Below are 13,064 nucleotides of genomic sequence, written 5' to 3'. Positions count from 1 at the left end.
GAATAGGTCGGCGCCTAGTTTACGGCGTCGCAGGGAACACTATCCCGCTGGTAGGTGCGGTTTCATCTCGAGCAGGGCGCTTATCACCGGTAATACGGTTTGCCGCCAGTTTTCCGGACAGCAGTGCGGTCGGCACTCCTACGCCTGGCGTGGTGCCGCAACCTGCGATAACTACATTGTCGCTGGTGCGCGGAAAATTGCGTGGGCGAAATGGTCCGGTTTGTCGGAAAAGATGGGCCGCGGAGAACGGTGTGCCTGCCAGCATGCCTTGGTCGTGCCACGTTTGCGGCGTATCGAGATGGTCGATGGTGAAGTGCTCAGCAATGCCCCGATATCCGCGTTCTTCCAGCACCAGAAGCAGCTCGCGGAGGTAGGCGGGGCCGACGCGCGCCCAGTCCAGCGGGGCGGAGTCCAGGTTGGGGCACGGCGCGAGCAGCGAGAGTGGCTCGTATGCGCCGTCCGCCCGCGCGATGACCAGACCGGGGTCGGTGAGCGCGGGCCGGGTCAGCAGCAACGACGGGTCGCTCATCAATCGTCCTCGGCGGCCGGTGATCTCGGCGAAGGTGGCGTCCCATGCCGCGCCGAATTCGATGGTGTGGTGCGCCTGCACCGGCCAGGTGGCGGCCACCGCGGCGGGCACGGTGCCGTGCGCGACGACCGCGGAGGGCGCGGCCCGCAACCAGCGGCGCCTGCGCACGCCGAAGCGGGCGACGGAGCCGAGGTCGACGGTGAGCACCAGCGCGTCACAGTCGAAGGTGCGGCCGTCGGCCGTGTGTACCCGCTCGGCCCGCCTGCCCGCGTAGTCGACCGCGGTTACCTCGGTGCCCAATTCCAGCGTGCCGCCTGCCGCGGTGAAGGCCTCCGCCATGGCCGCCGCGATCGTGCGCATCCCGCCTTCGGGAAAGTAGACGCCGAGCGCGGTGTCCATGTGCGGGATGGCGCCGTACACGGCGAGCGCTTCGGCAGGCGGCAGGCCCGCGTACAACGCTTGGAAGGTGAACAGCCTGGCCAGTCGCGGATCGTTCAGGAACTTCCCGACCCGGCCGCCGAGCTTGCCGAACCCGCCGAGGCGCACCAAAGAGACCAGCGCCCTGCGCTTTTCGGGAGTCCGCAGCATGTCCACCGGTGAATCGAAGTTGGTGTCCATGAATTCGGTGAACTCGGCCGCATAGATGCGGGCCAGCCACGCGCGCAGCCGCCGGTAGCGGCGCGCCTCCGCCGGACCGCAGGCCGCGGCGACCTCCTCGGCCATCGCCTCGGGGTCGGCGAACACCCGGATCGTGCTGTCGTCGGCGAACTTTGCGTGGTAGGCGGGGGCCAGCTGGTGGATGCGGAGCGCTGGCTTGCAGGTCTCCGGGGTGCGCCCGACCGCGGCAAGGGCGTCGGTGATCAGTTCGGGCAACGTCAAAACGGTAGCGCCGGAATCGATCTCGTAGTCCGGACCGCGATAGGTCCCGACCCGCCCGCCGGGCTGGTCTGCCCGCTCGAGCAGGGTGACCGAGCGTCCGGCGCCGGTCAGATACAGCGCGGCGGCGAGACCGGCCAGTCCAGCGCCGACGACCACTACTCGATCCGTCGGTCCTGCCACGGTTTTCACTGATCGACCAGCTCTCACGCGGCGCGTTTGGTCGCGGCCAACGCCATCGCGCGCAGTCGCTCCTTGGCGGCCGGGGTCGCCGTGCTCGCCTCGATGGCGGCCAGCCCGGCCTCGGTGAGCTCGCTGATCCGGCGTTCCACCTCGTCCACCGCGCCGAGTTCGGTCAGCACCTCGCGCAACCGCTCGACCTCGTCGGCGCCGAGATCGGTACCTAGGCTGGTGCGCAGCAGCTTCGCGGCGGCCGGATCGGTCGCGTCCGCGCGCTGCAACGCCTCGGCGACCAGCACGGTGCGCTTGCCTTCGCGCAGGTCGTCGCCGGAGGGTTTGCCGGTCACCGCGGGATCGCCGAACACCCCGAGCAGGTCGTCCCGCAGCTGGAAGGCGATGCCGATGTCGGTGCCGTAGGTGCGGTAGGCCTCGATCAGGCCCTGATCGGCGTTCGCGATGGCTGCGCCGAGGTGCAGCGGGCGTTCGACGGTGTAGGCGGCGGTCTTGTACCGGTTGATCCGCAGCGCGGCCGCCACCGACTCGTCGGCGCCCGCCTCACCGTGGATGTCGAGCAGCTGCCCGCCGAGCACCTCGGTGCGCATGCCTGCCCACACCGGCGCGAACCTGGCGATCGCCGCCGGGTCGAGCCCGGAGGCGTGCACCATGTCATCGGCCCAGGCCAGCGCCAGGTCGCCGATGAGGATCGCGACGCTGGTGCCGAAGTGAGCGGAATCACCCGCCCAGTCGCGGTCGCGGTGGCGCTGCTCGAAATCGACGTGGACCGTGGGGAAGCGTCGGCGGGTGCGCGAGGAATCGATGATGTCGTCGTGGATCAGCGCGCACGCCTGCACCAGCTCCAGCGCGGAACACGCGGTGAGCACCGCGTCGGCTTCCTGGCTCTCGCCGTCGCCGCCGGCGCCGAGCCAACCGGTCCACGCGAACGCGGGCCTGGTGCGCTTGCCGCCGCGCAACACGAACAGCTCCAACGCATCTGCCGCCTCGACGAAGACCGGGCCGAGCTGCTCGACGATGCCGCGACGGGTGGCGAAGAACCTGTTCAACGCGTTTTCCACCGCGGTGACGAAGCCGGGGGTGCCAGGCTGGGGTGCGATGAGCTCGGCCGCCGAGGTGCGGTGAGGCGTCTGGGTACCGGGTCCGGCGGACAGGGGAGCCTCCAAGGTCAGGCGGGTGCTGGTCTGGTCCGAAGAATACGCGTTGGCTGCGCCGACCCGCCGGGGCCGCCGTCGCTCGCCACTTACACTGGACCGGTGACTTTCGATAATGCGCGGGGACGCTCGACCCCAGGCCGTCCGCCCCGGACGCACCCGAACGTCTCTGGAACACCCTCGGTTGTACAGAGTCTGCGGACCCATTCCGGTCTCGGCGTGCCTTTCTCCGTGGAGTTCAATCCGCCGCGGGACGCGGCCGCGGAGGCACGGCTGTGGCGTGCTGTTCGCCAGTTCGAGCGGATGCATCCCGCGTTCGTGTCGATGACCTACGGCGCAGGCGGTTCCACTCGCGATCGCACCGTGCGGGTCACCGGTGAGCTGGCGCAGGAGACCACCCTGCTTCCGGTGGCGCATCTGACCGCCGTCGAGCACAGCCTCGCCGAATTGCGTTCGCTGGTCGGCTCCTACGCCGATTCGGGCATCCGCAACATTCTGGTGCTGCGCGGCGACCCGCCCGGCGATCCGCTCGGCGAATGGCAGCAGCATCCCGAGGGTGTCGCCTACGCCGAGGAACTCGTGCGCATCGTGCGCGACCTCGGCGACTTCCACGTCGGTGTCGCCTCGTTCCCGCAGGGGCACCACCGGTCGCCGGACCTGGACAGCGATACCGCCTTCCTGGCCGCGAAACTGCGTGCGGGCGCGGAATATTCGATTACCCAGATGTTCTTCGACGTCGAGCACTATCTCCGGCTGCGCGACCGTCTCGTGCAGTGCGACCCGATCGAGGGCGCCAAGCCGATCATTCCCGAGCTGATGCCGATCACCTCGCTGCGCACGGTGGCGCGCGCCGAAGAGCTGTGTGGCCGTGCGCTGCCCGCGTCGGTGCTCGACCGGCTGAGCAAGGCGGCGGGCGATGCGCCTGACGAAAACCAGGCTGCGGTGCGCGAAGTCGGCATCGAGATCGCGACCGAGATGGCGCAGCGGCTGATCGACGAGGGCGCGCCGTGCCTGCACTTCATCACATTGAACTTCGCGAAGGCGACCACCGAGGTTCTCACCAACCTCGGCTACGGCGTCACCGCGGCGCCGATCAGCGCCTGAGGGCCGAACACCCGAGAGCGTCCGGCCCTGTTCGCTACCAGCCGGGGTTTCCGGCGAGCGGCACGTTCAGATAACTGGGTGCCGACGGATCCAGTTGCAGGTGCTGGGGTTTGAGTTCGGTCGCGTCCAGCATCGGGCGGATCGGCAGGCCCTTCGGATAGTTGCCCGCGAAGATGTCGACCCGAAGCCGGTGTCCCGGTTGGAGAATCGCGTCAGTGGGGGCGAGGCCGACATCGAGCTGGACGGGTTGTCCCGGCACCACCGCCTGGCGCTCGGCGAGCGACATCACCGGGAACGGATCGGTGTACGCACCGTCGGGTGAACGCTTGCTTCGTCCGTCGTCGATGACACGCAAAGACGACATCAGCTGCCCGGTCGTCAGCGTGACCGAACGACCGTCCGGGGCAACATCGTTCAGCGTCGCGGTCCAGTAGCCGTCGGTGGCGTCGTGCACCGTGTTGAGGTGCACCGCGATCGGGCCGGAGATCGGTGTCGGCGCGGTCACCGGTGGGCTGGTGAAGGTGAGCCCGCTGAGTTCCTGGATCCGTGCTTCCTTGCCGCAGCCGGAGAAGACCAGGATGCCCGCGGTGCCCTGCACCGAGTCGGCCGAACAGAGACTGGCCAGTCCTGGTGCCACGGTGAGCCGGTTCGTCTCGGAAGTGGGTTCGGCGGTGAGGGTTCCGTCGTGCACGCTGGTGTCGGTGGTGCCGCTCGGCGCCGCCGAGAAGTACAACCGCCGGTGGCTCGCCTCCGGCCGCGGGAACTGCTCGGCGCTGGTCCACCCGGCACCCTGCTGCCACATGGTCACCGGGCCGTAGCCGTCGATCCCGTTGTCGATGCCCTTGAGCCACTTGTCGAACCACGCGCGCTGCAGCACATCGATGCGCGGCGGTTCACCGGGCTTGCCGCGCATGTCGAAGCCCGTGCTCACGTGATAGCTGTTGCCCATGATCAGCTGCTTCTGCCCGGGTGGCAGCGGAATGTCTTGGTAGATACGGGGTTCGCCGTTGGCGAAGTTGTCGTGCCAGCCACCGATCACCATGGTCGGCACCGCGATACGGTCCGGCTGCCCGAGCCACGCCTGCCTGATCGGGCTCGCCGGGTCGAGGACCTCCTGCAGCTGCGGCGGAATCCGGTCGAACGAGTCGGTGCCCAACGTCTGTACGCCGACGTCGAGGAACGACAGCGGACTGGCCAGCCGGTCGCTGAGCCACTGCGTATCGAACCTGCCTTGCAGCAGCGACACCAGATCGGGCACGAACTTGGCCGTGTTCACGAGGAGCAGATAGGGCAGCAGGATCCCGATGGCCGCACCGCCCGGCGCGATCATGTCGCGCACCAGGTCGTTGCCGGGCACCACCGGGACGATGGCTTTCAGTGCGGGCGGCTGCTTTTCGGCGGCCTGCACCTGGTTGATCCCGGAGTACGAGGCGCCGGTCATGCCGACGTTCCCGTCGGACCACGGCTGTGCGGCGGCCCACGCGATCACCTCGGGGGTGTCCTGCTGGTCCTTCGGCCCCCACGGCTCCCAGATCCCTTGGGAGAAGCCGGTGCCGCGGACGTCGACCACGATCTGCGTGTAGCCGCTGCGAATCAGGTTGGGGTCCACCGCGAATGCGCGCCCGAACCCGCCGCCCGCGACCCGCGTCGCGTCGGTCAGTCCCTCCAGCGGGGTGCCCGGCAGCTCGAAGTCGCGAAGGAACCCGACGATCGCGTCGGACAGTACCGGGATCGAGAGCCCGGTCTGCGCGATCATCGAGAGCAGCTTGGTATAGGGCGTCAGGTTGACGATGGTCGGCAGCGGCGTCGTAACGGGTCCGTTCGCGTCTGCGGGCCGGTACACGTTCGCCTTCAGCACGGTGCCGTCGCTCATCGTGATCGGCACATCCCAGTCGATATGAATCCCCGGGTACTGCTGCGGACCGTCGTGCAGCGCGGTCCACTGTGGCATCCCCTCTGGTGCGGCGGGCGCGGTCGGCGCTACGAGTAGTTGTGACACAGCGAGTAGGGCGAGCACTCCGATGAACCAGCGGGTCCCGCGGTGCTTGCCCACCCCGCCGACTCCGTCGGCTGCCGTCCCCGGTGGGGCTGGAGCAATCCTCATCGATCTCCTCCGTCGTTCCGAATCGGCCGGAAATATACATGCAGGCATGTATGTTTCGTGGTAGTTTTCGAAATAGGGGTGCGACGGCCAGTTTGATCTCCGTAGCGACGGGTATGTAACTGTTTGGTCTCGGGGTATTTAGCTGTCCTGGACGCATGATCAAAAATTGATGAACACGTGAAACGGGGGCGAGACTGCCCTCGATGGAGTGAGTGTTCGACGGATTCCCGGTCCGTCGGGCCTGTGTTGCGGGATGTGTAAGAGAAGGGGAGGGCACGGCGCAGTGACCCCACCAGCCAAACGATCGTTCAGACGGCACGACCAGCACATGGCGGCGGGATACCTGGCTTTGGCCAGAGGTTGCCGGACCGCCGATGACCAGGAAGACACACACGTGACGGGGTCGATGGACGCCGTCCGACGGGACTTCTATGTCGTGCGCCAGCACGACGAGCCCGCCAGGACATGCTGCGGAACCGAGGAACAACCGGCCGAACGGCCGAAACCCTTGTCTCGGCGCGCCCATTGGGCCGCCGACTTCGAGGGTGACACGCAAAGCATCGAGGCTTTCGAATCGAGCTACTCGGATGCCTACCGGGCCGCCGAGGACCGCGAAGACTGGAAGATGCTCGAGGAACTCAAAGCCGCGGTCGACCGCGCGTACATCGCCGCGCAAGACCGCGTGGACGAGCGGCGGATGGCCGGGCTGAAGAGCCTGCGCGAACGCGCGGAACTCGACACCTTGGCCAGGGCCTATCGGACCGCCGAAATCTACGGTCTGTCAACGCAGTCGGTGACCTACGCGGGCTGGCACGTCGGCGCGCGCACCGGAACGGGCACCCCGGAGGGTGCGCTGATGGTCTACGCCGAGTCGGGCGACGAAGCGGTGTTCGACTTCAGGCATGGGCAACGCGCTCAGGTCAGGGAGATCATCCGGGCAGGCAGCAGGCGCGACTTCAGCATGCGGCCGTACACCATTCGGCGGATCTGGCCCGGCCTGCTCGGCTCGCTCGCGCCGCAGGCCGCCAGGCTGGACGTGGAAACCGTGGACGGGACAGTGATTCCGGCCACGGTCGTGGCACGGACGTTCGCGGTGGACTTGCCACTCGAACTGCCGAGCCAGCCGCGACTGACCGAACTGCGCACCGCGGCGACGGCATCGAACGACGACGAATTGGCGGCGATGATCGCCGTCGAGACCGAGGTCTACGAACAGCTGCGCGACTTCACCGTCCGCGTCTACGACAGCGCAGACGCCCTCCTGTACGAGGGGCCTGCGCTGCCGTTCGAAAGCTCACGCGGCGCGGGCTGCGCGTAACCCCCACGCGTCGGCGAGCAGTCGATGCGACTCCAGCCGGTCGGCGTGCCGGTGCGTGACACTGGTCACGAGGAGCTCGTCGGCGCCGGTGAGATTTTGGAGAGCGGCCAGCCGCTCGACGACAGTGCTTGGCGCACCGACGAATTGGGTGGCCAGGCGGTCGTCGACCAGGCGGTGCTGTTCGGGGGTGAGTGGGGTGGCGGTGTCCGGGTCGAGATAGTCGGCCGCACCGGCCCCACTGCGGATGCTGTGCACCCAGTGGCCGTAGGTGGCGGCGTGCTGGCGGGCGGTCGCGTCGTCGGCGGCGACCACCACGTCGGCGGAGACCACGACATAGGGGGCGGACAGCTGGGCAGAGGGGCGGAAGGCCGCGCGATAGGCGTCGACGGCGTCGAGCGCGGTACCGGGGGCCACGTGGTAGGCCGCGGCGAACGGGAGCCCGAGTCGGCCTGCGAGTTCGGCACTTTCGCCACCGGAGCTGCCGAACAACCACAGCTCGACCTGCGCGCTCTCGCCGGGAACGGCATGCAGCGCAATGCCTTCCTGACTGGTGAAGGTGCCGTCGAGTAGCGCGCGGATCTCGTCGATCTGCTCGGCGAAGTCCAGTGGTTCCGCGCCGCGCTGCTGCAGGGCGCCGATGGAGGCGAGGAACTTCGAGCGGTCGGCGATCCGGCCCGGGTCGAACGGCGGCGGAACGACGACGCCGTCCCGGATTTCGGTGCGGCCGGTCGCGGTGTCGATCTTGGGCTTGCTGCCCTTCGAATGTGCTGGCTCCGAGCCGTATTGGCTGCGGCGGTGGCCGGAGCGGCCGAGGCCGAGATCCAGTCGGCCGGGGTAGAGCGCGTCGATGGTGCCGAAGGCTTCCACGATCGACGCGGAGGTGTGATGGCCGACCTGGACGGCCGCCGAGCCGACCCGGATGCGGGAGGTGGCGGCGGCGACCAAACCGATGAGGGTGATCGACGCGGAACTGGCCACCGAGACGAAGTGGTGTTCGGCGAGCCAATAGCGGTGGTAGCCCCACTGTTCGGCGTGCTTGGCGAGGTCGATGGTGTTGCGCAGCGCCTGCTGCGCGGTCGAGCCCGCGCTGACCGGGGACAGGTCGAGAATGGAGAGCGGGACGGTCACGCGGTCCTCCCTAGCCGTGGATGCTGTTCGCCTGCTTCGATGGCCACCCGCAGCCGGTTCTCCGCGGGCGCAAGCGGGCAGGTCGCGAAATCGGTGAAGGCGCACGGCAGGTTGGCCGCGCGATTGAAATCGAGCCGAACGATGCCGTTCGCGTCGGGCGCGCCGACCGCGAGCGAGCGCGCGGCGGGATAGGTGGTGATGCCGCTGGTCGCGTCGGTGAACAGCAGGCGGAGATCGGTCGGATCGCCGAACGCGATGACCCGCTCGGTGGCCTCGCCGATGGTGAATTCGATGGTGCCCGAGGCGGTGTGGTGGTGCTCGAGCCCGTCGATCACGGCACCGGTGGTCACCGTCGTCGACTCGTCGAACGGGGTGAACCGGCCATGCACCACCCAGCGCGGGTCGGCTGCGTAGGCCGGAATGCCGTCGAAACTCACCAGCGTCGGCGCGGCCGGATCGTGCACGCGCACCGCGTACTTGCCGGTGCGCTGGATCACCTCGAGCACCCGATGTTCGTGCAGCACCGACAATCCCGGCGCACCCTCGGCGGGCGTGAGGATCTGCACGCCTGCGATGCGGTTGCCGTCGACTTCCAGGCGGTCGGCGGGCTGGGCGGTGATGAACACCTTGTTGTCGGTGACCCACCAGGTGCCTGGCACGTCCGGCAGTCGCTCGGGTTGGTCGGTGAGCCAATGCAATCCGGTCAGGCTGAGGAAGCCGAGCGGGTCACGCAACTGGTCCTCCCGAGCGTGATGCCAGCGTGCCCACTCGGTTTCGAAAACGGTGCTGATGCTTGTCGTCATGACGCTCGTGCTCCTTCGTGGACGGTGCTGTGCTGACGCGGGCCGACATGGTCGCGCCGGATGGTGAGGTCGGTCATCAGTGGGTTTCCCGCCAATCGAGGCACTGCCGTGCCGCCGGGTGCAGACCTGTTCCCGCGGCGTCGGGTGCGAAGAACAGTGCGTGCTGCCACAACTCGGCGCCGCGATCCGTCCCGGGCCCGGTCAGGTGGGTTCGCCACCATCGCTTCGCGCGGGCGGGCAGCGAGGGCGCCGCGTCCGGCCTGCTCCGACAACTCACGGGCCGCTCCGTGCGGACGAGTATCCGGCTGTTGCGGTAGGTCGAATCCGACATCAGGGGAGTCCTTTCGCAACGGCGGGCCGGGGGATGGCGGAGAGCAGCTCGCGGGTGTATTCGTGCTGCGGATTGTCGAAAATCTGTGCGGTGGGGCCTGATTCGACGATACGGCCATGCCGCATGACGGCAACGTGATCGCTGATCCTGCGGACCACCGCCAGGTCGTGCGAGATGAACAGGTAGCTCAGTGCCAGCTCGGACTGCAGCCGGTCGAGCAGCTCCAAGATCTGCGCTTGGACCGAGGCGTCGAGCGCGGAGACGGGCTCGTCGAGCACCAGCAAGTCGGGATGCAAGGCCAGGGCACGGGCGATCGCCACGCGCTGGCGTTGTCCGCCCGACAGTTCGGCGGGGCGGCGCTGCGCGAAGTCGGCGGGCAGCGCCACCTGCTCGAGCAGCTCGGCGATCCGTGCCTGCCTGGCCGCGCGGTCGCCGACGCCGTAGGCGCGCAGCGGCTCCTCGATGATGGCGCCGACGCGCCAGCGCGGGTCGAGCGACGCGTACGGGTTCTGGTAGACCACTTGGAACCGCTTGCGCAGCACCCGGAGTCGTGCGCCGCGCAGCCGGGTCAGCTCCTGTCCGTCGAAGGCGACCCGCCCGCTGTCGGGATCGGTGAGCCGCAACGCGATGCGCGCCGTCGTCGACTTGCCCGACCCGGATTCGCCGACCAGCGACAGGGTTTCGCCGCGCCGCAGCTCGAAGTCGACTCCGGCGACCGCCGTCACCGACCCGCCTGCCTGCGCCCGGAATCGCTTGCGCACCTCGCGCACTGCGAGCAACGGCGTCGCGCCGTCGCGTGGCTTGGGCGTCCGATAGGCGCCGACGGGCGCCAGGCTCGGTGAGGCCGCGAGCAGCCGTTTCGTGTACGGATGCCGCGGGTCGGCCAACACCGTTGCGGTCGGCCCGCTTTCGACGATCTCGCCGCCGTTCAGCACGATGATCCGATCCGCGCGCTCGGCGGCCACCGCGAGATCATGCGTGATCAACAGCACCGCGGTGCCCTTGGCCGCGATCTGGCTCGCCAGCTGATCGAGTACCCGGCGCGCCACCGTGGCGTCCAGTGCGCTGGTCGGCTCGTCCGCGATCACCAGGTCCGGCGCACAGGCCAGCGCGGCGGCGATGAGCACCCGCTGGCGTTGACCGCCCGAAAGTTCGTGCGGGTACTGCACTTCGCGCAGCTCCGGCCGATCCAGGCCGGCCTCGGCGAGCAACTCGACCGCGCGTCCGCGCGCGGACTTGCGGTCGGCTAGTCGGTGCACCACGAGGGCCTCGGCCACTTGCTCGCCGACGCGCTGGACCGGATTCAGCGACAGACCGGGATCCTGTGGCACGAAGCCGATCCGCGCGCCACGCAGCCGCTGCAACGCCCGCGCTGACCTGGTGTCGATCACCTTCCCGTCGAACGCGATAGTGCCACCGGTTATTTCGGCATTGGCGCCGAGTAGCCCGATCACCGACTGCGCGAGCGTTGACTTGCCGGAACCGGACTCGCCGACCAGCGCCACTACTTCGCCGCGGCACACCTGCAACGAAACCCCGGCCAGTGCGCTGACCGCACCCGATTCCGCCTGGTAGCGGACGCGGAGATCGTCGACCCGCAGCAGCGGATCGGCGGTGCGCGCGTGGGTGTGCGTTGGTGGTGCCGGCGGCGAAGTGATGGTCATGGTTATTCGTTCCTTCCTACGGCGCGCCCTAGGCGCTGAGCGGCCAAGACAACCGCGACGATGACCAGCCCAGGCAGCGTGGTCAGCCACCACGCGGTGGCGAGATAGTTGCGGCCCTCGGAGATGAGCGAACCCCATTCCGGGGTGGGTGGTTTCGCGCCGTAACCGAGGAAGCTCAGCGCTGAGATCGAGAGCACGGCCATGCCGAACTCGACCGCGGCCAGCGCGAGCACCGGCTGATAGGAGTTGGGCAGCACATGCCGCAGCAGCACCGTGTACCACCGGGTGCCCGCAGCATGGGCGGCCTCGACATACGCCGCGTGCCGCACCCGCAGTACCTCCGACCGCATGACCCTCGCAAAATTGGCGATCAGCGAAACACCAACCGCGATAGCCACATTGCGGGTACCGAAGCCGAGCGCGGTGACCAGCGCCAGCGACAGCAGCAGTGCCGGGATGGACAGCAGCACGTCGACGACACGCATCACGACGGAGTCGATGAACCCACCGGCCGCACCCGAGACCAGGCCGAGGAGCGACCCGGCCACCAAGGCGATCCCCACCGCGGCGAGCGTCGCGGTGAGCGAGAGCCCGGCGCCGTGCACCATCCTGGTGTAGAGGTCGCGCCCGAGGTTGTCGGTGCCGAACCAGTGCTGCGCGTCGGGACTGCGGAACTTCTCCGCGGGCACCCCGATCAACGGATCACCGCTGGCGAAGACCGAGGGAAACAGCGCCCACCCGACCGCAAGCGCCGCGATCAATCCGGACAGGATCAGGATCGCGTTGCCGCGCAACCACTTCCCTCGCAGCGTTGGTGCGCGCAGCGCGATCGGCCGCCGCTCCTCGATGACGTCAACCACGAATTGCCACCCCTTCGACTGTCCCGCTCGGCTCGGGCGTCTCCTCGGCCGCGAGACTGCGGCCGGAACGCGCGGCGATGCGCGGGTCGAGCAGTGGATACAGCAGATCCACCGCGAGATTCACCGTGACGAACACGGCCGAGGTGAGCAGGACGACGCCCTGCACCACCGGAATGTCTTGTGCCAGTACGGCGGTCTGGGTGAGCCGCCCGACGCCCTGCCTGGCGAAAACGGTCTCGACCACGACGGATCCGGCCAGCATGTTGCCGACGAGCACGCCTGCGATGGTGAAGGTCGGCACGCTTGCCGGGCGCAGCACGTGTTTGCGCTGCACCCACCAGCGCGAACCGCCCTTGGCCAGTGCCACATCGACGAACGGCTGCCGCCAGGTTGCCGCGAGCCCGGCCGTGAGCACCTGGGCGATCACCGCACCGATCGGCAAAGCCAGCGTCACCGCGGGCAGAACCGTGCCTGCGAAGCCGTGCCCGCCGAAGGCGGGGACGAGCCGCCACTGGAACGAGAACAGCTGCAGCAGGAGCAATCCCGTCCAGAAGGTCGGCACCGAGACCCCGAGCGAGGGGAGCGCGGCCAACGTGGTGCGCAGCCACGGGCGCCGGGTGTAGGTCGCGGCAAAGGCCACCGCGACGCCGCCGACGGTCGCGAAAACCAGGGCGAGCCCGGTCAATGCGAGTGTCGACGGCAACGCGTCGCCGAGTGCGCTCGTCACCGGCTGTCCGGTGCCGATGGAATGCCCGAGGTCACCGCGCACCGCATGCCAGAGCGCGGTCCAATACTGCTCCCACAGCGGCCGATCCAGCCCGTAGCGCGCCTGCAACTCGGCGATCGCGGCCTTGTCCACCGGGGTGCCCGCACCGCCGCCGTCGGCCGCGATCGAGATCGGGTCGGCGGGCAGCAGGTAGAGCACGATGAACGAGAGGGTGAACGCGGCCCACAGCACCCAGATCGCCTGCAGGACTCGCAAAGCCAGATAGCGTGCCATC

11 protein-coding genes are annotated in these 13,064 nt (G+C 68.7%); 2 read left to right on the top strand and 9 right to left on the bottom strand.

Going from position 1 to position 13,064, the window contains the following annotated elements; genetic code table 11:
* Positions 1-19: 19 nt before the first annotated feature.
* Positions 20-1,597, bottom strand: coding sequence for a phytoene desaturase family protein (gene crtI, locus NA11_RS28440; protein ID WP_069165094.1), 1,578 nt, complete (start codon positions 1,595-1,597; stop codon positions 20-22).
* 14 nt (positions 1,598-1,611) lie between these two features.
* On the bottom strand, positions 1,612-2,763 hold the full coding sequence (locus NA11_RS28435; protein WP_069165093.1) for a polyprenyl synthetase family protein: 1,152 nt from the start codon (positions 2,761-2,763) through the stop codon (positions 1,612-1,614).
* 90 nt (positions 2,764-2,853) lie between these two features.
* On the opposite strand from NA11_RS28435, the gene NA11_RS28430 reads away from it, so the two are divergent.
* The gene (locus NA11_RS28430) at positions 2,854-3,855 is read left to right on the top strand and encodes a methylenetetrahydrofolate reductase (protein ID WP_084655143.1); all 1,002 of its coding nucleotides are present in this window, start codon (positions 2,854-2,856) and stop codon (positions 3,853-3,855) included.
* A 34-nt stretch (positions 3,856-3,889) separates the two neighbouring features.
* Here NA11_RS28430 and NA11_RS28425 read toward each other — a convergent pair whose 3' ends face one another.
* Positions 3,890-5,959, bottom strand: coding sequence for a CocE/NonD family hydrolase (locus NA11_RS28425; RefSeq protein ID WP_084655142.1), 2,070 nt, complete (start codon positions 5,957-5,959; stop codon positions 3,890-3,892).
* Positions 5,960-6,353: 394 nt separating this feature from the next.
* Between NA11_RS28425 and NA11_RS28420 the strand changes: the two genes are divergently transcribed.
* Positions 6,354-7,277: a hypothetical protein gene (locus tag NA11_RS28420; RefSeq protein ID WP_141717890.1), complete on the top strand. Its 924-nt coding sequence runs from the start codon at positions 6,354-6,356 to the stop codon at positions 7,275-7,277.
* On the opposite strand, the gene NA11_RS28415 is transcribed toward NA11_RS28420, so the two are convergent.
* The 6 genes from NA11_RS28415 to NA11_RS28390 form a co-directional block, all read right to left on the bottom strand.
* Positions 7,254-8,405 carry an LLM class flavin-dependent oxidoreductase gene (locus NA11_RS28415; protein WP_069165090.1) on the bottom strand — a complete coding sequence of 384 codons (1,152 nt, stop codon included), beginning with the start codon at positions 8,403-8,405 and terminating at the stop codon, positions 7,254-7,256. The genes NA11_RS28420 and NA11_RS28415 overlap by 24 nt on opposite strands.
* Complete coding sequence (locus NA11_RS28410; RefSeq protein WP_069165089.1) at positions 8,402-9,208, bottom strand: DUF1684 domain-containing protein; 807 nt, start codon at positions 9,206-9,208, stop codon at positions 8,402-8,404. Before NA11_RS28410 ends, NA11_RS28415 begins: the two co-directional genes overlap by 4 nt.
* A 76-nt stretch (positions 9,209-9,284) precedes the next feature.
* Positions 9,285-9,539 carry a hypothetical protein gene (locus NA11_RS28405; RefSeq protein ID WP_069165088.1) on the bottom strand — a complete coding sequence of 85 codons (255 nt, stop codon included), beginning with the start codon at positions 9,537-9,539 and terminating at the stop codon, positions 9,285-9,287.
* Positions 9,539-11,203 (bottom strand): dipeptide ABC transporter ATP-binding protein, encoded by a 1,665-nt coding sequence (locus NA11_RS28400; protein WP_069165087.1) that lies wholly within the window; start codon positions 11,201-11,203, stop codon positions 9,539-9,541. Before NA11_RS28400 ends, NA11_RS28405 begins: the two co-directional genes overlap by 1 nt.
* Before the next feature lie 2 nt (positions 11,204-11,205).
* Positions 11,206-12,012, bottom strand: a complete 807-nt coding sequence (locus NA11_RS28395; protein WP_245746246.1) for an ABC transporter permease — start codon at positions 12,010-12,012, stop codon at positions 11,206-11,208.
* Between the two features lie 43 nt (positions 12,013-12,055).
* Positions 12,056-13,063 carry an ABC transporter permease gene (locus tag NA11_RS28390; protein WP_069165086.1) on the bottom strand — a complete coding sequence of 336 codons (1,008 nt, stop codon included), beginning with the start codon at positions 13,061-13,063 and terminating at the stop codon, positions 12,056-12,058.
* Position 13,064: the final 1 nt, after the last annotated feature.

Source organism: Nocardia altamirensis NBRC 108246, from assembly GCF_001612685.1.
GTDB lineage: Bacteria > Actinomycetota > Actinomycetes > Mycobacteriales > Mycobacteriaceae > Nocardia > Nocardia altamirensis.
This window is presented reverse-complemented; position numbering and strand designations above follow the sequence as displayed.